General features: G+C 38.8%; 16 protein-coding genes. 5 read left to right on the top strand and 11 right to left on the bottom strand.

Going from position 1 to position 23,274, the window contains the following annotated elements; translation table 11 throughout:
- The coding region (locus ACSHXM_RS14510) for a tetratricopeptide repeat protein (RefSeq protein ID WP_435689646.1) at nucleotides 1-655 on the top strand (655 nt) is incomplete at its 5' end.
- A gap of 91 nt (nucleotides 656-746) precedes the next feature.
- Here ACSHXM_RS14510 and ACSHXM_RS14505 read toward each other — a convergent pair.
- Genes ACSHXM_RS14505 through udk form a run of 3 tightly spaced genes read right to left on the bottom strand, consistent with a single transcriptional unit; the run spans nucleotide 747 to nucleotide 3,491 of the window.
- Nucleotides 747-1,583 carry a 2OG-Fe(II) oxygenase family protein gene (locus ACSHXM_RS14505; RefSeq protein WP_435689644.1) on the bottom strand — a complete coding sequence of 279 codons (837 nt, stop codon included), beginning with the start codon at nucleotides 1,581-1,583 and terminating at the stop codon, nucleotides 747-749.
- Between the two features lie 23 nt (nucleotides 1,584-1,606).
- Nucleotides 1,607-2,815, bottom strand: coding sequence for a NupC/NupG family nucleoside CNT transporter (locus tag ACSHXM_RS14500; protein WP_435689642.1), 1,209 nt, complete (start codon nucleotides 2,813-2,815; stop codon nucleotides 1,607-1,609).
- 52 nt (nucleotides 2,816-2,867) lie between these two features.
- Entirely contained in the window at nucleotides 2,868-3,491 is a 624-nt protein-coding gene (udk, locus tag ACSHXM_RS14495; protein ID WP_435689640.1) for a uridine kinase, read from the bottom strand.
- 346 nt (nucleotides 3,492-3,837) lie between these two features.
- On the opposite strand from udk, the gene ACSHXM_RS14490 reads away from it, so the two are divergent.
- Complete coding sequence (locus ACSHXM_RS14490; RefSeq protein ID WP_435689638.1) at nucleotides 3,838-7,047, top strand: TonB-dependent receptor; 3,210 nt, start codon at nucleotides 3,838-3,840, stop codon at nucleotides 7,045-7,047.
- An 85-nt stretch (nucleotides 7,048-7,132) separates the two neighbouring features.
- Here the strand turns inward: ACSHXM_RS14490 and argR are convergent, their stop codons facing one another.
- The gene (gene argR / locus ACSHXM_RS14485) at nucleotides 7,133-7,597 is read right to left on the bottom strand and encodes a transcriptional regulator ArgR (protein WP_435689650.1); all 465 of its coding nucleotides are present in this window, start codon (nucleotides 7,595-7,597) and stop codon (nucleotides 7,133-7,135) included.
- A gap of 476 nt (nucleotides 7,598-8,073) precedes the next feature.
- On the opposite strand from argR, the gene mdh reads away from it, so the two are divergent.
- Nucleotides 8,074-9,009 (top strand): malate dehydrogenase, encoded by a 936-nt coding sequence (gene mdh / locus ACSHXM_RS14480; RefSeq protein WP_435689636.1) that lies wholly within the window; start codon nucleotides 8,074-8,076, stop codon nucleotides 9,007-9,009.
- A 108-nt stretch (nucleotides 9,010-9,117) separates the two neighbouring features.
- Here the strand turns inward: mdh and ACSHXM_RS14475 are convergent, their stop codons facing one another.
- From ACSHXM_RS14475 to ACSHXM_RS14445, 7 genes are all read right to left on the bottom strand, one after another.
- Nucleotides 9,118-10,134 (bottom strand): hypothetical protein, encoded by a 1,017-nt coding sequence (locus tag ACSHXM_RS14475; protein WP_435689634.1) that lies wholly within the window; start codon nucleotides 10,132-10,134, stop codon nucleotides 9,118-9,120.
- 37 nt (nucleotides 10,135-10,171) lie between these two features.
- Complete coding sequence (locus ACSHXM_RS14470; protein ID WP_435689632.1) at nucleotides 10,172-11,758, bottom strand: c-type cytochrome domain-containing protein; 1,587 nt, start codon at nucleotides 11,756-11,758, stop codon at nucleotides 10,172-10,174.
- A 66-nt stretch (nucleotides 11,759-11,824) separates the two neighbouring features.
- Nucleotides 11,825-13,300, bottom strand: a complete 1,476-nt coding sequence (locus ACSHXM_RS14465; RefSeq protein WP_435689630.1) for a DUF1501 domain-containing protein — start codon at nucleotides 13,298-13,300, stop codon at nucleotides 11,825-11,827.
- Nucleotides 13,301-13,318: 18 nt separating this feature from the next.
- On the bottom strand, nucleotides 13,319-16,525 hold the full coding sequence (locus ACSHXM_RS14460) for a DUF1553 domain-containing protein (protein WP_435689628.1): 3,207 nt from the start codon (nucleotides 16,523-16,525) through the stop codon (nucleotides 13,319-13,321).
- A gap of 351 nt (nucleotides 16,526-16,876) precedes the next feature.
- Entirely contained in the window at nucleotides 16,877-20,974 is a 4,098-nt protein-coding gene (locus ACSHXM_RS14455) for a hybrid sensor histidine kinase/response regulator transcription factor (protein ID WP_435689625.1), read from the bottom strand.
- Between the two features lie 406 nt (nucleotides 20,975-21,380).
- Entirely contained in the window at nucleotides 21,381-21,992 is a 612-nt protein-coding gene (locus tag ACSHXM_RS14450) for a DUF2726 domain-containing protein (RefSeq protein WP_435689623.1), read from the bottom strand.
- A gap of 114 nt (nucleotides 21,993-22,106) precedes the next feature.
- The gene (locus ACSHXM_RS14445; RefSeq protein WP_435689621.1) at nucleotides 22,107-22,484 is read right to left on the bottom strand and encodes a hypothetical protein; all 378 of its coding nucleotides are present in this window, start codon (nucleotides 22,482-22,484) and stop codon (nucleotides 22,107-22,109) included.
- A gap of 107 nt (nucleotides 22,485-22,591) precedes the next feature.
- Here ACSHXM_RS14445 and ACSHXM_RS14440 point away from each other — a divergent pair, with 107 nt between their 5' ends.
- Together ACSHXM_RS14440 and ACSHXM_RS14435 are read left to right on the top strand one after the other, a co-directional pair.
- Nucleotides 22,592-23,104 carry a DUF2937 family protein gene (locus ACSHXM_RS14440; protein ID WP_435689619.1) on the top strand — a complete coding sequence of 171 codons (513 nt, stop codon included), beginning with the start codon at nucleotides 22,592-22,594 and terminating at the stop codon, nucleotides 23,102-23,104.
- A partial coding sequence (locus ACSHXM_RS14435; RefSeq protein WP_435689648.1) for an antibiotic biosynthesis monooxygenase family protein occupies nucleotides 23,104-23,274 on the top strand: 171 nt, incomplete at its 3' end. The genes ACSHXM_RS14440 and ACSHXM_RS14435, both read left to right, overlap by 1 nt.

Raw genomic sequence — 23,274 nt, 5'->3', positions numbered from 1 at the left:
TGTTTTTCAGACCCGAAGTTATCAAGTTGACTTTGACCCACAACCTTCTCGTAATAACTTCCCTAAAAAAATTGTTGGCAAACGCCATGTGATTGATATGTTTTATAATAATAAAGGTGCCGATGCGTTAGTGAAAGGTGATCTTCAAATTGCCTATAAGTATTTCCGAGAAGCGACTCTTCTGTACCCTACATTTCAATCTGCATGGGTGAATATGGGTATTCTTTATAGAAAAATGGGATATTTCCCACAAGCAGAAGACGCCTATCAATATGCCATTAGTTTAAATGAGAAAAGTTTAACAGCATGGGAAAATTTGGCTCATTTATACAGTTTCACTGATAGAACAGTTCAGTCACAAGAACTGTTCAATTGGGTTGAGACAAAACGTAGAAATAACCCTTACTATCATTTAAACCTTGGTGAAGAACAAATAGAACGGAAAAATTGGGATGAAGCTTTAGCCCATTTTAGAAAGGCCTTAGCTTTGGATAGAAGTAAACATGAAACTTACTTTGGTTTAGCTAGAGTCTATTTTGAAATTGGCGAATTGAAACAAAGTGAACGATACCTGAAACAAGCTAGAAATAATGCCAAGAACCTAAGTATAGAAGGTGTATATCAAGATAAACTCAGTTTTTTACAGAATAGGTAGTTTGGTTTTAAAGCGATGGGTCTTTAGCTGAAAGTAGGGGAGTTAAAATGATAACCCCTGAACATGACTTTCAGGGGTTATTAGTATATGACTAAACGCCTAATTCATCTAAACGTTCTTGCAAATAACTTTTTGCAGTATAGCGCTCAGATAATATGACTTCTGGGTTGGGATGTAAGAACAATGGTAAAGAAATTCTCGATTTCGTTTGATCACTACCTTTTGGGTTAATAACTCTATGGGTAGTTGAAGGGAAGTATCCTCCGGAGGCTTCTTGTAACATGTCGCCTATATTGACTATCAAGTTACCAAAATCACAAGGTACGTCTATCCAACTATCTCCTGTACCTTTAACTTGTAAACCTGGTTCGTTGGCTGCCGGCAAAATAGTTAAGAGATTAATATCTTCATGAGCGGCTGCACGAATGGCGTCAGGCTCTTCAGAACCGTCTAAAGGTGGGTAGTGTAATATGCGAAGTAAAGTTTGCTCGCTGTTAGTTACCATACTAGATAATAACTGCGAGTATTTTTCAGATATTTCACTAGGTGAGTATTTCTCTACCCAAGATAACAATTCAGAAGCTAAGGCGTTAGTATCCTTATAATAATCAGAAATCTCTTGTTTTAAAGACTCAGGGCAGCGACCCCAAGGATAATAATGGTAATACTCTTTTATATCTTTCTTTTTAAATCCCTTAGCGGTTTCTGAAACAGAGGTCGAAAAAAAACCATCATGTTTTTCTTTGCTATAGGCAAAATCATTTTTTTCTTGGCTATTAAAAAAAATTTGCCAGTTTTCGTAAATACTACGCACGCGCTGTTGACTGATGGGGTGATTTTTTAGTACCCCAAAGCCAGTTGTGCGTAAAGATTCAACAAATAATTTATCAGCATTAGGTGCTTGATAATCGACCGCTATTAATTCCATAAAAAACCTTTAATTTTACGTTATTAGAGGCTGAGATAAAACCCAGCGAGTGCTGCACTCATTAAGTTAGCTAACGTGGCTGCTAGTACTGTTTTAAGTCCAAGTTGAGCAATTTCTTTACGTCTACTGGGTGCTAATGCGCCTATGCCACCCATTAAAATAGCAATAGAAGAAAAGTTGGCAAATCCACACAATGAAAAAATGATAATGGCTTGGCTATGGGGAGATAGATCTTCTTGGTGTTGCAAAAAGTCTAAATAGGCCACAAATTCATTCACCACCATTTTTTGTCCAATAAAGCTGCCGGCTATGTTAGCTTCAGACCAAGGAACACCTAAGGTCCAAGCCACTGGTTGGAAAACATAACCTAAAATCACTTCAAAACTTAAATTTTCAGTGCCAAATAAACCGCCAGCCCATCCTATTAATCCATTTAATAAAGCTATTAAGCCAATAAATGCAAGTAACATAGCCCCTACATTTACGGCTAATTTCAAGCCAGAAGCCGCGCCACTTGCTGCGGCATCAAATACGTTAGCATATTGATTTTCTTTACTGGCCTCTTCGGTTAGTTCGTTTTTGAATTCTTCAGTTTCGGGAATAATCATTTTAGCCATCAATAACCCACCAGGTGCAGCCATAAAACTTGCAGCTAATAGGTATTTTATTTCAACTCCCATACCCGCATAGCCAGCCATTACAGAACCTGCGATAGAGGCTAACCCTCCGACCATTACAGCGAATAATTCAGAACGAGTGAGATTTGGGATATATGGTTTTATGACTAACGGAGCTTCAGTTTGCCCTACAAAAATATTAGCTGCCGCTGACATGGATTCAGGTCGACTGGTTTTTAATACTTTTTGTAAAAATCCGCCAATAACACGAATGATGATATCCATTATTTTTAAATGGTATAAAACAGTGATTAATGAAGAAAAGAAAATAATGACGGGTAAGACGTTGAAGGCAAATATAAAACCTATAGATTTATTACCTAAGTCACCAAAAATAAAATTAATACCATCTTGGCTATAACCGATAATATTTTCTACATACCCAGTTAATGCCAATAAAAATTGAATGCCAGGGGGGAAATATAAAACCAAAGCTCCGATTGCAGCTTGCACTGCAAAGGCTCCTCCAACCGTTCGCCAATTGATAGATTTTCTGTGAGACGACGCTGCAAATGCAACAAAAAGCATCAGTGCAACACCGATTAAACTAACCATATAATTTCCTTTTTATTATCATTATTAATAGTAATTAACGCTGTGGTAAGAGTTAAAGCAAACTTTGCTGAATATGTGATTTGATGACATCAAGGGCGATTCTATTTTCTCCGCCTTGAGTTACTATCACATCAGCTGTAAATCTGCTTGGTGCAATAAATTGATGATACATAGGTTTTACCGTAGATTCATATTGGTTAGCAACCGATTCTAAATTACGGCCTCTTTCAGCAATGTCTCGTTTCATTCTGCGTAATAAACAAATGTCTAAAGGGGTATCAACAAATATTTTAATATCAAACATATGTTGTAAGGCATCGTTGGCTAAAAGCATTATGCCTTCGATAATAATAACGGGAGCTGAATTTAACGTTTCAGTTTGATCAAGGCGGGTATGAGTCTTATAGCAATAATGTGGGTATTCAATAGATTGCCAGTTTTTAAGGGCCTGCAAATGTTCTACAAGTAGTTCATGTTCAAAAGCTTTGGGGTGATCGTAATTAGTTTTTTCTCGTTCGAGCATAGGCATATGATCTTGAGCACGATAATAATGATCTTCTCGAAGAACCTGTACCGTTTTACCTTTTTCTGAAAACTCCTTTAACAAGTTTTCGGTAAATAAAGACTTACCAGAGCCAGATGCTCCTGATATGGCAATAATGAGTGGGCTAGACATACCATTCCGATTAATAACTAAATAATTGATAAGAAAGATACCAGTGAAAGGCATAAAAGTCAGTGACGAATATAATTTTTATAGCAGACTGCTTGGTCAGCTTTGTAACTAAGTTGTTAACAAATGTTGTTATCTGGCGGGTTTACATCAAAGAAATGCGACAGTTTGATGAAATTTAACTTACACACTTGTGACTGTAATAAAAGTGTCATAATCTATCTGCTACACTCTGGACACATTAATTAGAAGTCGCATTAACGTCGACCATAATGAGTTTATAGAGATCTGTTCAGCAAGGTAAGCGAATGGATTGTTAAAAAAGAACACACACAATAGGAAATATATCATGTTAAAGAATAACAAACTCAATCGTATTGCGATTGCGGTCGCTATTTCTGTAGGGCTTTCGTCAGCAGCAATGGCACAGTCAGTTACTTCATCAATTCGAGGTAATGTTGCAAACGAAGCAGGAACTACCTTTTCTGGCGCAACAGTAACTATTACCCACATACCTTCAGGTACAGTTTCAGCTGCAACTACAAACGCAAGCGGTGCGTTTTCTGCACGTGGTCTGCGTATTGGTGGACCATACACAGTTGAGATTAGTGGTGATGGTTTTTCCTCAACCAAAGTTGAAGACTTATACTTATCACTAGATCAGGTATTTTCTCTTCCTGTTACTGTGGAAGCCCAAAGTTCTACAGAAGTGATTCAAGTGACTGGCACTCGAGCCGCCGTAGGTTTTTCTAATGAAGGTTTAAGTACTAACCTTGGTCTTAAAGCGTTATCTCAAGTGATATCGATTGACCGCGATATTACTGATGCCGCAATGATGGACCCTTTTGCTTCGGTAAACATGCAAAGTGGAGGCGCTAAAGAGTTAACGATTGCTGGTGCTAATAGCCGTTTTAATTCTTTGACTATCGATGGTGTTGCTCTGAATGACCGTTTTGGTTTAAATGCAAATGGTTACCCAACCAAAGGCTCTCCGATTTCTTATGACGCAATTGAGTCTCTTTCAATTCAAACTGCCCCATTTGATGTTGAATACAATGGATTCACTGGTGGAACAATTAATGCGGTAACCAAATCAGGCACCAATGAATTCAAAGGTTCAGTGGGTTATTATTTTAATGACGACTCTACTGTTGGTGATAAAAGCGGCGATGACGAATTTGACTTCACTTATAAAGATGAAAGCTTTGCCGCTACCCTTGGTGGACCAATTATCAAAGACAAGTTGTTCTTTTTTGTGGCTTTTGAAAGTATAGAAGAAATTGAACCTCTTAGAGATGGACCGGCTGGTTCAGGTGCGTTAAATACCGAAGCTAACATTACCTTAGACGATGTTGCTCAAGTGAGTCAGATTGTTTCTGACGTATGGGGTTTCGATATTGGAGGTTTTGACAAGAGTCCTGCAAAAGACGAAAAAATTCTTGCCAATATAGATTGGAATATTACCAATGACCATCGTGCTAAGTTCACTTATCTAAGTACCGAAGGAAACGGCATACGTGAACAAAATGGTAATAACTTCTTAGCGTCAGACAATAGACTAGGTACCTCTTCAGCTTGGTATGATCGTTCTGAAACTGTAGAAAGTGTAATTGCTCACGTCTTTTCTGATTGGTCTGAAAACTTTTCTACTCAAATAAAGATTGCGAATACAACTCAAGCAACAGGCCAGAATTCATTAAATGGCGCAGAATTTCCTTCTTTTGCAGTGTTCTTACGTGAAGTGGATGGCGATGAAAACTATCTAGTAACTGGACCAGATCGTTTCCGTCACGGTAACCAACTTGATCAAGAGTTTTTTACTATCAAGCTATTAGCTGAATACTCTATGGGCGACCATATTTTTAAAGCTGGTTTTGAACGTGAAGAAGTTGAAGTCGATAATTTATTTGCACAAAACTCAGAAGGTTCATACGTTTTTGACAGTATTGAAGATTTACGCAACGCTACTGCGTCTGGTCTATTGTATAACAATGCCGTAACCAACAATGAAAATGACCTACGAGCTATTTGGGGTTATAACTCTAACTCTTTATATTTACAGGATTCTTGGGATGTTAATCCGTATCTTACGGTTGACGCTGGCCTTCGCTACGATTGGTATGAATCAACAGGCGAAATTCGTGAAAACCAGAACTTCAAAAACCGTTATGGTTACTCTAACGCCAATGATATTGACGGTTTAGATGTGCTTCTTCCTAGAGTTTCATTTAAATGGTTAGCGACTGACGACCTGACTGTTCGAGGTGGCTATGGTCGTTTCTCGGGTGGCGCACCAAGTGTTTGGATTTCAAATAGTTATTCTAACGATGGTGTGATTTCTGACAGCTCGAATGCTTTTGGAACGGTACTTGTACCTACAACTCCTGACTCTGCTACTGGCCAATACATTCCACAGGATGTACTAAATGCGTTAGCAAGTGAAGCACCTGATGGCTCTGTAAATGCGCTTCGTCCTGATTTTGCAATTCCAACGACTTGGAAACTAAGTCTTGGTCTTTCTTATTATGCAGACCTTCCTGTATTAGGTGAAGATTGGTTATTATCTGCTGACTACCTACACAACAACCTTGAAGATGCATCATACTGGTATGATCAACGCTGTGAAGTGCCTGTAGGAATCGCACCTGATGGTCGTAGTGTTTACGACTGTAGTGAGGGGCCAGAAGCTATCGCAGTGGGATCATATGAAGATGCTGGTTCTAGTGACTTAATCGCATTTACAGCCACTAATGCTTGGGAAACGGACTACGGTAACTTCGATCTATTTGCTAGCTATACCTATGCAGATGTAGAAGACATTGGTTATGGTACTTCGTCAACTGCAACATCAAACTATTCTGACTTCGCAGCTTATGACCGTCAGAGTCCACGTGCAGGCACTTCAAGCTTCCAGACTGAGCACATGTTTAAAATGCGCTTGAATTGGGAGCAAGAATTAATCTCAGGATACGCTACTGAGGTATCTATATTCGGAACCCGTCGTACTGGTCAACCTTACAGTTATACATTCAGCGAAAACAATGCTTGTGTATTAGATGTTGGCGGCGGTCGTTGTGCTCGTGAGAGCCGTAACGATGATGCAGGTCACTTACTTTACGTTCCAACAGGACCTAGTGACCCATTTTTTGCTGCAAGCTCATTTGGTGGCGATCAAGCTGAACAACAAAGACTCTTTAACTATATTAATACTTCAGAGTTAGCGCAGTACAAAGGTAGTATCGCGCCGCGTAATGGTGACAATTCACCATGGTCAACTATTGTCGACCTACGGATCCAACAAGAACTACCTGCTTTTAGTAAAGATCACCGCTTGAATGTGTTCTTTGATGTTGAAAACCTTGGTAATTTGCTTAACTCTGATTGGGGCCGAATTGAGCGTACTCGTTATGAGTATGAACGTGCCGTAGTTTCTGCAAGTATCGTTGATGGTGGACAATACGAGTATTTCAACCTACGTAATCAAGGAAGCATCGAGAATTTAGAAGTGCTTTCACAATCGGTATGGAAAATACAGTTTGGTATTACGTACGACTTCTAACCTAAATATGAAGTAAATACTAGAACTAAAAAACCGGCTAATTAGCCGGTTTTTTTTGTTTGTAATTTGATTTGTAAGGGGAGGTTTATACATTCTCAAACAAAGCTTCTACTCGATCGCGAGTTTCTTCTATTGTAGTGATATCTGCCGGCGCGATAAATATTGTGTCATCACCAGCAATTGTGCCTAATACTCCATCTTTTTCACCCAAGGAATCCAACAATCGAGCAATCAGTTGTGCTGCGCCTGGACTGGTGCGAATAATCACCATAACATTGTTATGCACAACATCTAATACTAACTGCTTAAGTGGGCTTTTGGCCGTGGGCATACCTAACTCTGGAGGCAGACAATAAACCATGTCTCCTCGAGCATTACGGGTTCTGACGGCACCAAATTTACTGAGCATACGAGATACTTTAGATTGACTGATATTGTCAAAACTTTGCACTTTTAAGGCATTCACAATGTCACCCTGTGAGCCAAAACTTTCAGTTTTTAATATGTCTTTGAATGCTTTTATTAACGCTTCTTGCTTGATACTGGCCATATGTCCCTCGTTTTTTAGTGCTGCTATTTTGCCCCATTGCTTGGGTTTAAGCAATTTGCCCACATATTGACCAAGTAAAGAGGGTAAGTTGACCTTTTCTTTATTTTTTTGCAGCGAGTTGCGGAGCCTTTCTGCAATGAAGTACGAGTATAATGTAGTTGTTCTACATAAGTGAGTACTGAAGCAGCAAAAAGACTCCACAAACGCTGTCCTGCGGATTCGTCCTAAGCGCATTTTACTCTTTGTTGTAGCGTTTTGACTTATACCAAATTGGCCTTCAAAGCCACGCCTTGATTAAAAAGCGCTTAGTTAGAACAAAAATTATACAGAAAAGGTCAGCTTGCTCTAGTATAATGCCGCGCATTCTCATAGGCGTTTAGTCGTTTTTGGGTTTGAACACATAAAAAATATTCGTAAGAATAAGGGCTTAGAATTAAAATTACGCCCTACACACATAGCATTCACAGGAGATAAAAATGAAAGTAGCAGTATTAGGTGCAGCCGGTGGTATTGGCCAGGCGTTATCACTATTGTTAAAAACTCAACTTCCAGCAGGTTGCGAATTGTCTTTGTACGACGTTGCGCCAGTAGTTCCTGGTGTGGCCGTTGATTTAAGCCATATCCCTACAGATGTTAAAGTACAAGGTTTCGGTAAAGATGACTTAGCTGAAGCATTAACAGGTTGTGACATAGTATTGATCCCAGCTGGTGTACCACGTAAACCAGGCATGGATCGTTCTGACTTATTTAATATTAATGCGGGTATTGTTAAAAACTTAGTAGATGCCATTGCAGATAACTGCCCTGAAGCATGTACTTGTATTATTACTAACCCAGTTAACACCACAGTAGCGATTGCTGCTGAAGCTTTAAAAGCGAAAGGTGTTTACAATAAAAACAAATTATTCGGTGTGACGACTCTTGACGTTATCCGTGCTGAAACGTTTGTGGGTACCTTGAAAGGTCTTAACCCAGAAAACGTGCATGTGCCAGTTATTGGTGGTCATTCTGGTACAACTATTCTTCCTTTGTTGTCACAAGTTGAAGGTGTAGACTTCACAGACGAAGAAGTAGCAAGCTTAACAACTCGTATCCAAAATGCGGGTACTGAAGTAGTTGAAGCAAAAGCCGGTGGCGGATCAGCTACTTTATCTATGGGTCAAGCAGCAGCAAGATTCTGCTTATCTTTAGTTAATGCTATGCGTGGTGAAAACGTAGTGGAATATACTTACGTTGAAACTAACAGTGACGACGCAGAGTTCTTCTCTCATCCAGTACGTTTAGGCAAAAACGGTGTAGAAGAAATTCTTTCTTATGGCGAGTTAAGTGCTTTTGAAGAAGATGCTAAAAACGCGATGTTAGAAGGTTTACGCGGCGACATTAAATTAGGCCAAGAGTTTGTAAACGCTTAATTTTTAAGTCCTGAATTAGGGCTGCTATAAAATAAAAAAACCAGCTACTTAGCTGGTTTTTTTGTTTTTGTTGTTTGCAATTTAGGCACCGCTTATCCGGAGTTCGGGTTATTTTTTTAATCTTTTCCAATAAGACAATTTACCTGGGTTCCAGGTGCCAATAACGATGTCTCCGTTAGACATAAATATCGCATCATGTGGATGTTTATGACCTTTTGCTCCCAAAACTTTATTTATTTCAATAGTGTTTATGAGTTTGTTGTTTTTATCTAAATAAGCCACAGTGCCATTTAGATTAGGCACCAACAACTCTTGTTGCCAAGTGTCTGTATTACACACTCGGCTGATACCTTCACCTTCAATTACTTTAATAAAATTGCCTTGGGTATCGTATGCAACTATGCGGCTATTTTCTCTATCGGCCACTAAAATATGATCGTTTCTAGTGTCGTAAGTGACACCATGTGGCGTTTTAAATGATTTGCCAGACTGTTGACCTGTCCATAATTTATTGGCGAATACTCCTGATACCTTGTTCCTTTCGGTAATAGTGCTACTGCCGTATCCATCTGCCACATAGAGTTGTTTTGATTCCGGATTCGTTGCTGTGTCGGTCGGACGATACTTAGGTTTTTCAACCTTGTATGGATCCGTTTCTGGTGCTTCTTTCGATTGCCAGATTAGGTTACCTTGCATATCTATCTTAGTTACAGTAAGCCAATTAGCGCTAAGGTATAAATACTTTTTTCCATCTTCATAAACGAGATCTAAGCCATGAGGTGAACCCCATGCATATTTTGAATCACCAATATATTTTACAAATTCCCCATCTTTGTTAAACATGGCGATTGCGTGGGTATTATCGTTAATCTCATTTGATTCATACGCCAAATAAATATTATCTTCGTTATCACGTGTTAAGCCATGAGCATGTTTAATGTTGATTTCTTTGGGGAGTTGCAATAAGTCCGGTTGATACTCATATCCTCCAGAAATGATGGTTTGACCTTCTATAATGTGAGCAGGTTTGTCCAAGTTATGCACTTTGTGTTCGTGTGCAAAAACGTGAGTGATAGCTAAGCTACACAATGCGGGCATTAATAATGTTGTAAGTTTTAATTTCATTTTTAACCTAGGGGAAGTAACCCCTTTATTTATTAAGTTATTCAGCATAGTCAGATGACTTCGACTGATTTTCATCGATGTTTGGTTCAGGTAATGCTTGTACCGCTTTATCCACTAAGGAATGATAAATATTTGCTTGTTTAAGTGAGTTTTGAATGTTTTCAATACCTGTCTCAGTAACCAGAGTTTGGCCAAGGTATAGCTTTTTCAAACTACTAATTTGGGCAATATTAGCCGCTTCTTTGTCACTGATGCTCGTGTTAAATAAATTCAGCACTTGAAGTCGAGTTAACTGGTTTAACGAAGCTAACTCGGTACTTTCTAGGCTTGCATTATCCAGTAGTAATGAGCGCAACTGCGGAAGTTTGCCAATTTTCTGCCAGCTCAATTCTGTGATTGTCATGTTGCCAAAGTCAGCGTAGGTAATAAATTCCGCCAATGGAGATAAAGCCTGCCAAGCGTTGTCATCCATAGAGGTATGGAAGTTAAAGGCGGTGATTTGTAAGCCGTCTTTTGGATCCTGAGACACAGGCACTATGTCTATACCAAAGTCAGCTTTCAATTTTTGAATGTGTTGGTTTAGTTGTATTGGGTCAACACTGGTGAATACTTTTGTCGGAAATAATCGTTCTGCTGATGCATTAATTCTGTCGTCTAACAAAGCGATAATCTCAGGGGGTAGCGCTTCAGACTCTAGTTGATTGATTGTTTTTGTAGTGGGTGCACCTGTCTCTATCCACCAACGCATTAGAGCCGTTTGTTCTTCTGTTAGTGGTGTTCTGCCTTCCGGAGGCATTGCTTTATCGTCGCTACGAGGCAAGGTCACTCGATGGAATACTTCACTAGATTTGAGGTTACCTGCCACTATTCCTGCTTTTTGGCTTTTACCACCTTTGAACAAATCTTCCAGAGTATCTAACTTGAATTGCCCCTTTACTTTGCCTGCGTTATGGCAACTCATACATTGCCTAGCAAACATAGGTTCAATAAACCCTTGGTAAATCGGAGTGTCATAACTAAGTAACTCTTCTTGTTTTTCTAATCCTAAGGTCACTTTTAGTTCTGTCGGTAATTTCTCCGTTAAGTAACCTTCGCCTTGTACTAAAGAACCTCCTAGGTGGCCTCCCCAAGTGACGGCTACTAATGCTGTGGTCAAGCTTGCGAAATAAGCGCGTTGCAATAGATTTTTAGCTAATACTTGAAAACTTTCGTTAAACAAACAAGCTAGGATCGTACAAATTGCGGTGGTGATCCCCAACCACATATGGGTGGTGACTATATCACCAGAATATCCATCAGAGCTGGCTAAGGTTAGACCAATTACTACAGCCAAAATTGCGGATGCCGACGCGAATAACAAAATGAATCGTATGGCTTTTTTAAGTTCAGGTAGGGCGCATTTTCTTGCAAGCAATTCCAAAAAAGGAATAATCATTAACCAACCGATTGGCAGGTGTAATACCACGATATGAAATCGGCCGAAAAATATTGCCCAGTCGTTACCTGCTTCGCCATCCAGCGTAGCTAACGAAGGAAGAAGAAGTAAAAAGGCAATTAATCCAAGCCCAATAACCCAAGCATGTTTTAGTTGTGTTGGTACTTTTTTGCGTAATGATGACTGCATAAAATTCTCTAAATCTGTATTCTCTAAAACGAGTGTTTAGTTAAATTGGTGTGTGCTAAACATCCGTTAACTAATAATGCCTTTTATTAGATGTGACTCTTCCACACCAGTAAGTGTTTGATCTAGTCCTTGGTGTTTTACCGACAATCGTTTGTGGTCAATACCCAGTTGGTGCAACACTGTTCTATTTAAGTCGCGTATATGCACAGGATCTTTGACTATGTTGTAACCAAACTCGTCTGATTCACCGTAGGTGATCCCTGGCTTAAATCCACCACCCGTTACCCAAGTTGTAAAGCTTCGAGGATGATGGTCTCGTCCGTAGTTTTCTTTGGTTAATTTACCTTGGCAGTAGATAGTTCGGCCAAACTCACCTCCCCATGTCACAACTGTGTCTTCTAACAATCCACGAGCTTTTAAGTCCGTAACTAACGCATAGCAGGCTTGATCTACGTCACGGCACTGATTAGGTAAGTCTTTTGCAATATCTTGATGTTGATCCCATCCTCGATGGAAAATTTGAGTGAAACGCACCCCTCGTTCTGCTAAACGCCTAGCCATTAAACAGTTATATGCAAAAGTGCCTGGCTTGTGCACGTCAGGACCGTATAGATCTAATGTCGCTTTACTTTCTTTTTTAAGATCGGTTAGTTCTGGAACTGAACTTTGCATTCGGTTGGCTAATTCATATTGCGCTATGCGAGATTGAATACTAGGATCGGCCATCTTCTCAAAATGCTGTTCATTTAAGTTTCTTAGACCGTCTAACATTGTGCGCCGGACGTCTGCATTAACCCCTTTAGCATTGGTTAAATATAAGATTGGATCGCCATTTGATTGGAACGATACGCCTTGGTGACTAGCAGGTAAAAAACCACTGCCCCATAATCTATTGTACAAGGCTTGAGCCGACTTTCTGCCGGTCCAACTCGAATGTAAAACCACAAAGTTGGGTAGGTTGGCATTTTCACTGCCTAAGCCATAACTTAACCAAGCACCCATGCTAGGATGGCCAGGCTGCTGTGAACCCGTTTGAATATAGGTGATGGCAGGGTCATGGTTAATGGCTTCAGTGTGCATGGATTTAATAAAGGTTAAATCATCCACCATTTTTGAAGTGTAGGGTAAAAGCTCGCTGACCCAAGATCCACTTTCTCCATATTGTTTGAAGTCATATTTGGTGGGTGCGATAGGAAAACTATCTTGACCCGAAGTCATGCCTGTCAACCGTTGACCGTTACGGATTTCTTCAGGTAAGTCTTTACCAAACATGTCTTTCATTTTGGGTTTGTAGTCAAACATGTCGTGTTGCGACGGACCACCTGCCATGAATAAGTTGATAACCCTTTTCGCTTTTGGTTTGAAATGAGGAGAACCTAAACTACCTTGACCTAATTGGTATTTGGCTTTCTCAAGGGCATGGGCATTTTGTCCTAAAAGAGCACCAAGAGCTGTTGTTCCTGCACCTAATGCCGCACTTTTTAAAAAACCTCTGCGGCTTAAGGTGTTAAAGTTTTTAGCAAAATCTGCGTCGTTGTTCATATCTATCTCCAACAGGCCTTAGTTTCTGGTAATAAATTCATCTAAGTTAAACACTTGGTTCGCTAACATGGTCCATGTAGCAAGCTCTATTGGGTCTAGTGATGTATCTACTTCTGATTCGCCAATGCTAATTAAGTCCTTAGCGGCGGTCTCGTTACTTTGATATAACAGGTTTAACTGTTGATACGACATTTGTAAGCTGCTTAGCATTTTTTCGTCAGGTAATCGGCCAAGGGTTTGATTAATAAGGAAACTAAACTTGTCTTCTGTTTTTGTGGTTAATACTCTTTGCGCCATATTCCGTGCCGCTTCCACAAACTGGGGATCGTTCATTAATAATAAGGCTTGCAAGGGCGTATTTGTTTCTTCTCTTTGCACTACACAACTTTCTCTATCAGGGGCGTCGAATAACGACATTCCTGGAGGAGATGCGGTGCGTTTTCTGAAAGTGTACAAACTTTTACGGTATAACTTGTCACCGTGATCCTGTTCGAATTTGGCGGTATTACTGTCTGTATACGCTACGGCTTTCCATAAACCCGCAGGTTGATAAGGTTTAACTGGCTTACCTCCCATTTTTTCATTCAATAGACCACTCACCACTAATGCTTGGTCGCGAATGACCTCGGCGTGTAATCGTGGTCTTGAGGCTCGTGCATACAAAGTATTGAGAGAATCTTTGGACAATAATAATTCATTAAAAGCAGATGATTGCTGGTAGGTTGCTGACATGACCATTTGTTTGATTGCGCGTTTCATGTCCCAACCATTTTGTTTAAAATCACTAGCTAACCAGTCTAATAACTCTGGATGGGTTGGGGGAGTGCCCTGACTGCCAAAATCACCAGCGGTTTCTACTAAACCTCGGCCAAAAATATATTGCCAAAATCTGTTAATGGTCACACGCGCTGTCAAAGGGTGGTCATCTCTAACCAACCATTTGGCCAGATCTAAGCGATTGAGTCCTTCTGTTTTTTCAATTTTGGGTAACAAGGCTAAGGTACCTGAAAATACTTTTTCACCTTCGTCATCGTATTGGCCTCGATTTAAGATATGGGCGAAAGGTTTACTGTCTTTTTTCTCTTCTAGAATAAGGGTGATAGGTGTACGTTGGTGAATGGCCGTTATTTTTGGTATTTGGGCACGACGTTCTGCATAGTATTGTTGACCTTTTTGAGAAAACTGACTGGTGTAGTAAGCACTTAACAAGGTTTGTTGTTTTGCTGTTCGTTTTGTTGCCAAAAGCGCTTGTTGGATGTCAGGTAATTTGGCGATTAGGTTATTTTCTTCAGGCGTTAGTACATTGTTGTACACCCTGATATCTTGAATCGCGACATAAGGGGTTTTGTTATTTTTCTCTACATTATCGGGGGCATTACGATCTTCTTTATTGGCGTAAGGATTCTGCACAAAACCAATAGCTAAAGGACTGTCAATTTTTGCTTGTTGTACAGTTGCTAATTCTTCTGGCGATAAGCTTTTAGCTTGCGCTTTGCCACGCTCTTCACCATTTACGAAATATCTAAATGCATTTTGGTTGGCGCTACCGTCATATTGAATAGTAATGTGGTGCCATGCATCAGGCTCCATTACATTCCAAAAACTGCCGTGAATAAAAGCTGTGTTACCAAAATTTAAACTTAACCTTAACGATTTGTTGTTTAATGCTTCAACAAACCAACCAGCAGTTTTGCTCTGTCGATCCCACCACCCTTTTTCAGGATCTACATTAATTCGACTGATTATGGGTTGCGCTTTAATGTCTTCTTTTGGTGGTTTAATCCAAAAACTGACGCTGAAACTATCTTCATAATCATATTCAGCGGCGTCACCTAGTTCTATTAATGTTGATTTGTTAATGGCTAGGGCTTTACCTTGTTTACCATCCACCCATTGGTATTTTCCGGTGATTTTGGCAGTCGAATATTTTTGATTTAACTGAGTTTTTAGTTGGCTTCCTTTTCCTTCGTTGGCCGGCAAATGAAATGCTAATTCTTTGGTTGTTAAGGGCAATGATTGTTGTTTATTAGCACTTTTTATCCAGCTTTTGATTGCATCAGAACTACTGGTACTAAGGTGTTTTATTTTGTCCTTGAGACTCTCATCTTTATTTTTTAAAGTTTTGGTTAATAAGGCGTCTTCTGGACTATAAACATGCATTGAAGGCGGATAATCTGCGGCATTTCCATCCATAGCGCTTTCAGTGGTATTTCTAAAAAATGCAGTCAGCTGGTAAAACTCTTTTTGCGAGATGGGATCAAATTTATGGTCATGACAACCTGCACAACCCGTGGTTAAGCCCATCCATACAGTGGATAAAGTTTCGGTTCTGTCTTTAGCATAAATAGCTGCATATTCTGCATCTATGGCACCCCCTTCACTGGTACTGGGGTTGGATCTTACAAAACCTGTCGCAATTAATTGTGCGGGAGTGGGATTGGGTAATAAGTCTCCAGCAAGTTGTTCAATAGTAAACTGGTCAAAAGGTTGATTTTGGTTAAAAGCATTTACTACCCAATCTCTATATGGCCATATGCTTCGTAAATTATCTAAATGTAAGCCGTGAGTATCAGCATAGCGAGCCGCGTCTAACCAATAGTGAGCTTGATGTTCGCCAAAAGAAGGTGAAGCCATTAGGGTGTCTACTGCTTTTTCGTATGCCTTATCTGAGGCGTCTTGAGTAAATTGTTTAATCAGTTCTGCTGTTGGTGGTAAACCGGTTAAGTCTAAGGCTAGCCTTCTGATTAGGGTGTATTTATCAGCTTGATTAGAAGGTGAAAGGTTTTCTTGTTCTAAACGAGATAGAACAAAGTTATCAATAGGGTTATGCACCCATGATTCTTGTTTAACTTTAGGGATGCTTTCTTGGATGATAGGTTCAAAAGACCAATGGTTTTGATAACTTGCCCCCTCTTTTATCCATTGTTTTATGGTGTTCTTTTCAGCTTCAGTTAGGTCTTTGTGCATATGCTCAGGCGGCATACGTTCTTCAGGATCACTATGCGTGATGCGTTTATACACCGCACTATCTTCTGGGTTACCTGGTACTATAGCGAAATATCCGCCTAAATCAGTTAAAAGACCATCGGCTGTATCCAAACGTAAGCCAGCTTTTCGGTCCGCTTTATCTGGCCCGTGACAGTGAAAACATTTGTCTGAAAGAATAGGTCGAATATCGTTATTAAACTTGAGTTCAGCAAATACTTTGAAAGAAAGGAGTGTCATTAATAAGCTGGCAAGAACATATTTCTTAGATTTAAAAATGAATGAAATCACCAAGCCAATAAAATGACATATTGAGTGTAAATGATGCAAAATGGTTCTCCACGTATCACTTTTTGTATTTTATTTTGTCGTACTCAAGATTACTTAGGTCAGTGCGTGAGTTAATAAAATTGTGTGAATGTAATGTTAAAGCTACCTTAAAAAATTTTGAGCTCAGAGTCAAAATTTGCATTTCGCTTTTCATATTTGAAATTCCATTTAAATCAATGGTTTAGGTGGTACTGGCTGTTTCTTGATACAATTTTGATACAAATTATCAACAATAATGGACAAATAGTCAGGAGACAATCTTCAAGATTTTTCTTTGGAAGGGTTCTTTCCGAAGTGATTTTTATAGGCTCGATTAAATGAGCTGGGGTCACTATAACCCGTTTGTCGAATAATCTCCGATACCGTATAGCCTTCTAATAATAAATCTTTGGCAATATTCAGCCTGTAAACTTTGATATGTTCAGCAGGTGTCATATTCGTCAGCGCTTTGAACTTTCGATAAAAGGCGCTGCGGCTCATATGGACAAGTTGTGAGAGTTGTTCAGCATTAAACTCGGTATTTTTAAAATTGAGTTTTAATTGCTGGTGTACAATCTCCAAAAATTTCTGCTCTTGAAGAGTCACAACTAAGTTTGTATCTAAAGGTGTGAAGCCGCTATTTTGTTCGTTAATCTCACCGACTTCTTGTGGCTCAAGGTGTTTATTCGGAGTTGTCTTGGCGAATGGTATCTCTTGATTACGTTGTAGCGCTTTTTGTACAAAAGTAGCATGTTGAGCGCGGTGATTTATTAGACTGTGGATCCGGCTTTTTAATAGTTGAATCGAAACAGGTTTTAATAAATAGTCTACAGCACCAAAAGATAAACCTTTTAATTGATGTTCTTCCGATGTCATAGCAGTATGCAGTAATAAGGGGATGTGGCTGGTGGCTATATTTTCTTTAAGAGCTTGGCAAAGCTCCAATCCATCCATTTCAGGCATTTTATAATCTGAAATAATGATATCTGGAATATGCTCTTCTGCATAAGCTAGTGCTAACTTACCATTGTCTTCAACGTGACAATAAAAGTCTTCTGATAGTTGTTGTTGCAAGTAGAAAGTTAATTCTGTGTTGTCGTCTACCAATAAAAGGTGGATTTTGTTGCTTGAATTTTGAGTGGGAATTGGGATTTGTTTGAGGTCATTTTCTTCTTTTGTTACTTGCTCCACGATTTTTTGTTCACTATTGGGTTGGCAGTCTGTTGATTTAAGCTCGACAAAGTGAGGTAAGTTCACCGTAAATCGCGTACCACTTTGGCGGTCTTTTATTGGGCTTTTAACTTCTATATTGCCTTGCAGTAATTTCACCAAATCGTTGACTAAAGATAAACCAATACCAAAACTATTATGGTTATCAAATCGATGCACTTTTTGTGAATAAAAGGGAGTGAAAATATGTTTTTGCTCTGCTAGTGGAATACCTATCCCATTATCTTCTACTGAGATATTGATGCCCTTTAGTTTTTTTTCAATTTTGACTAGGACAGTTGTTTTTTTGTCTGAATATTTGAGTGCGTTAGTGAGTAGATTTTCGATAATTTTCCTAACAACATCATAATCAAAAGAGCAATAGTAGTAGTTGAAATCACTGCTTAAGTTGATGGTTTGCTGGTTCTTTTCAGCAATAAAATTAAGGTCGGCAATCAGAATTTTAACCATTTGAATTAAATCATTAGGTTTGTTTTCTAAGGTGACGTTTCCAGCTTGCAATCGACGGTAATCTAATAACTGATCAATCAATTCTTTAAGTCGGTTTGCGTTACGTAGCGCTAGCTGCAACCCATAATTTTTTTGTGTAGGATATTTTTGAAAATACTCTTCTATGGGCGAAATAATTAAAGCAAGAGGGTTACGAAGTTCATGAGAGATATGAGTTAAAAATTCCATCCGAACTTGGTTGATTTTGCTGGTTTGTTTTAGTCTTTGTGCGACTAAAATCAAGAGCGTAGCCAGCATTAAAATAAATACCACAATAACCACAACATAAAACCAGGCTTTCTGCCAGAAAGGTGCGCTGATGGTAAAGGATAAATTGGCTGGCACGGCTGAAACGTTGCCATCTCCATCCCTTGACCGAACCTCTATGGTATAGGTTTTAGGCGATAAGTTAGTAAATGAATGTGAGGTGTCTGATGAATAAATTGACCATTCACCGCCATTGACTCGATAGGAATATTTCAAATTTGCAGAAGGTGTCTCAAACCATTGATCAAATCCTCGCCAAGATACTAGCGCTGAGTTTTGATATTCAGCTAAAGGGTTGGCTAATTTAATTTCAACTGATGGGGCCAATTTCGTTGGGGTGTATCGAATAGTTTTAAATATGTCTTGTTGTTGATGGTACTCAAAACTATTGTAGGGATAAGGCCTTTGATATCTAAAGGTCCACTCTCTAGAAGCTTGATTTACCCAAATTGTTTGATTGCTACCTTCAGCAATATTACTGCCTTCTCTAATTGCTTTTGCCCCACGGATATCTAATGGTTGCCATATAGCCCCATCAAACCTGTCAACGCGGTTCTGGGTTAGTGCAACGATATTCTCATTTTCTAAGCGCGCGATGCTGGCTGTATTTTTACCACTCAACCCCTCATTGAGGGCATATTGCTGCCATTGCCCGTTATTGTATGCCAAGACACCATAATGCCAGGTGGCAATCCAAAGGTTGTTATGTGAATCTGACGTGAGGCCTTCAATCCAAGCTGAAATAAAGTTATCAGGCAAGATAAGCGCTTGTGTATTGGAGTTTGGTTCGCGTTTATTTGGGCTAAGTATATTCAGATGAGAGTTACTAATTGCCAACTTGTTGTCTGCTAGTTCAGTTATGGATGCCACACGATTATAAAAATAAGCCAATGGAAGGTTGGTGATTTTATATTTACCCGTTTGATATTCTAATTTAACTAACACCCCGTTTTGTTTAGGCAATTCGTCATTACGACCTAAATAAATATCACCACTTTTTGTCTCTAGGGCTGAAAGTAGGCCAATATTTTGGTGCAATTGAGGCAATATGATTTTACGCCTTTTATAGGAACCATTGGACCTACTCAGTTCAGAGTCCGCAGACAAAATGGTGATTGCGGCTGTTTTGTTATCGGACCCATAAATAATGATATCGTTATTTTGTGTACACATTATATTCAGAGGTGTGGATATGAGTTCGTTACTTTTTTCGAGTTTTAACCAAGTGTTGGTTAATTGATTGTGCTGAACTATGTCCCCCTCTTTATTAATGAAAAATTCATTGTTTTGACTTTCGCAACCGAACATTAAGTTATTCAGTGTGATTTGACGAGGATTGACAGAGTTAAGTCGACGAACAGCTTTGCCTAGTTCAAGTAACCAAATATCACCATTTTTTGCTTTGATTAGAGATAAAATATTTCGAGTAATGTTGAGGTCACTCAGGGCCACTGAATACCATTGGTCTTTTGTCTTCAAGTGCAAATGGCTTGATGAAAAAAGCAAAATATTATTGTGTTTATTGAGTATGACAGCTTGGTTACTATAACCATTTGTACTGGGATAACGCAGCTCTTGCCACTTAGCTGTAGGGAGTTCACTTTGATTAATATTTTGTTTATCTAACACCAGTGGAGGTTGCTGTGGATCTTTATTGATTATCCATAATTGATTGTTAGTTAATTGCACTATCTTGCTTTGTTGTATATTTTTTATCGCAAGTGGCCAGCTGTTTAGTTCAACAAACTTACCTTTATTGAAGGCAAAGCGTTTTATTTTTTTTGATTGACGAAATAAAACCCAAAAGAAGCCTTGTTCATCAATAATAAAGTGCTCGACATGTCCATTTCCCATATGAATGTATTCAAATTCATTCTGATTGATGCGCAGTAGTTCTTCTCTAGAGTTTTGCCAAAAGTTTCCTTTGCCATAAATAATACGTTTTTGTAACCAGAACCCTGCAGGCATAGGTAACACCTGTGGTCCATAAGGTTTCCAAACATTATTTTTAAAATGAAACATTTGGGTGCGAGACATGGCGAATAGCTCGCCATCTTGTCGTTTGGTTAACGAGTAGGTGTAAGAGCCTTCTTGGTCTTCGTTATTTTCGGGCACATATTTTGTGAGTTTTTTACCATCATATTTAAGAATGACATTGGCTCCACCCATCCACAAATGGCTATTTTTGTCTGTCACTATGTCGAATAGACTATCGTTAGGTAAACCTTCTAATTCTGGCCAAGCGTAGGGTTCAATGGCATAAGGAGTAATGTTAGGGTGATATGGTGTTGCAGCATTTACCGGAAGTATTATCGAAAAAACGCATAACAAACAAACAAACAAAACCATGATCCGGTTAAGTAAAATTGATTTTGGTAAACAGCGGTTTGTCATATCTGGAATTTAATTTTAATTCATTGCGCTTTACAGGGAATTATATACTAAATTTAATTTTTATATTTGATGTGTTTTGTGTGGTGGGTAACGTGTCTATATTCATAAAAAATCCGATGAGTAATTCATCGGATTTTTTAGGTTAACAATATTTAACCCGAACTCTGGATAAGAAGTGTCGTTCCACTTTGAATTTTTCAATAAAATTCAATAGCCTATCTATAAATATACTTTTAGATATTAGTAGTAGATTACTCGGTGACGAAATTTTTCGTTCCTAACAAGGCGGTTTTTCGTACGTAATAGCGAGCTATTGCTAGGAAAACCAACACAGTTAGGGGCAAAAAGAGCGTTATCGAGAGGCCCTGCTTATCCAGAGTTCGGGTTATTTAAATTTGACGATGAACTAAGCCGCCACAACTGGTCTTGGCACCGTTTTATTTGTTTTAATGGGACGTGTAGGCCTGGCTTGACTAGAAAAGTCTTTAGCAAGTTTAGCCGTACCGGACATAACAGGTGGTACTTTGTATTTTTGTTTAGGTAGTTTGGCTTGGATACATTCTTGAATGTCTTTTACGGTATAACCAGAGCGAACTTTAATTCTTACATGAGGTACATGAGCTGCATTTAATGCGCCACTCACATAAAAATCCCGTTGGTTTTTATATCCTTCTTTACCTTTTTTGTGTACTAAATCTATCGCCAACATTGGGGTCATGTTTTCTTTAGAGCACAATACAAAATCGAATTGTTTGCCACCTGCTCTGGTGAGAGCATTTTTGATGGTTTTTTTGTCTGTGTTTTGGCGTACCGATAAAACGTCACTCATTTTTACTCGACACATTATACGGACATCAGCACCGACTGATTTTTCAATGAGTTCTAAAAATGAACGTTCTACTGGAGTGAATAAATTAGCTTTCTTTTTAAATGGAAAAGCGAGTGAAGGTTCATGTAATTTCATTGCAGCCACAGCCACTATGATTAACATCATCATTAATACAATTGCAAGTTCCATGATTTCTCCAAAACAAATGTCAAAAAGTTGACTGAGGTATAGTTTTGAAGAATGTTTTGCAATAAAAATGCCAAATAATTTAAACCCACCCCTTATCAGGGATGGCCAACTGGATTAGCTCTCTGATTTCACTAGGATGTCGATTTGACTACCTTGTCCATCATCAGAAATGATAACGATCTTCTGTCCATTTTTATATTGTAATACGGTGCGGCCTTTTGATTTTTCTTGGGTTTCAGCTCTTCCTGCTTTATCCAAATAAAATTTGATTGCTGATTCTTGATCATTGGTAGAGTGATACGACAAGCTAGCTGGCAAGTTAGTAGAAAACTGTTGGCAAAATTTTGCTTCTGGAAGCACGGGTAAAGCATAAAAATTTTCAGGGCAAGATTGAGAGTGTTTAGTCACTAAATTTTCAGGTTCTGCTGAAAAAATGGATAAACTGATGCTGAATAGTGTCATTATACAAACGTACTGAGTTAAATTTAACAAACTCTTATCTCCTTACCAAAACTTCTATTACTATAGAAGTTCACTAATTTAGCGGCAAGGTAAATCGCCTTAAGTAAGGTATAGATAGGTTGGCATGAGTATATAAAATGAAATTTATTACAGACTATTTTAGGCTTATTTTGTTTTGTAGTGGTTTATTAATGGGCATTCAGATCCCAGCTGTAGTGGACCAATATGAGAAACGAGTGGATGCTCATTTACTCGAAGCTAAGGATTTAATCGCTGGTTTTCAGCAGACAGCTGATAAATACTTTAATGGTGACATGTTAGCTTTAGTGGCTCATTATGAAAAAAGTGATGATGTCATTTTTCGAGATGACGCTATTAATATTCGTTACATGTCTGATCGTGTTACTCAACTACAAAGTGAGTTATCTGCTCTAGCGCAGTCTTCTATTTTTCGCACAACACATGTTTTATTAACTCCCAATAGTAAAATCTTAAAAGAAACGATGCAGCAATACAGCTATGTCATTTTAATCAATCCAATCGCCTTGGTTTGGGGGCTAGTTAGCGGTTTTCTAGTGGCTGCCTTACTAGATTTTGTGTTTGGCTTGATTGGTTACGTGTTTGTTAGTCGTAAAAATAGGCCGGTGTAATGATTCTAGAGCAAGCTATTTTAGATGTTCGAACTGGGCAGCAAGATGAATTTGAAGCGGCTTTTAATAAAGCTCAACATATTATTTGTTCTATGCCTGGTTATATTGAACATCAACTACAAAAATGTATTGAAAAAGAGAATCGCTACCTGTTACTTGTGAAGTGGCAG

It is taken from the genome of Paraglaciecola sp., assembly GCF_051252315.1.
Lineage (GTDB): Bacteria > Pseudomonadota > Gammaproteobacteria > Enterobacterales > Alteromonadaceae > Paraglaciecola.
Note: the sequence above shows the minus strand (reverse complement) of the source record. Positions and strands in the feature narration are given on the sequence as shown.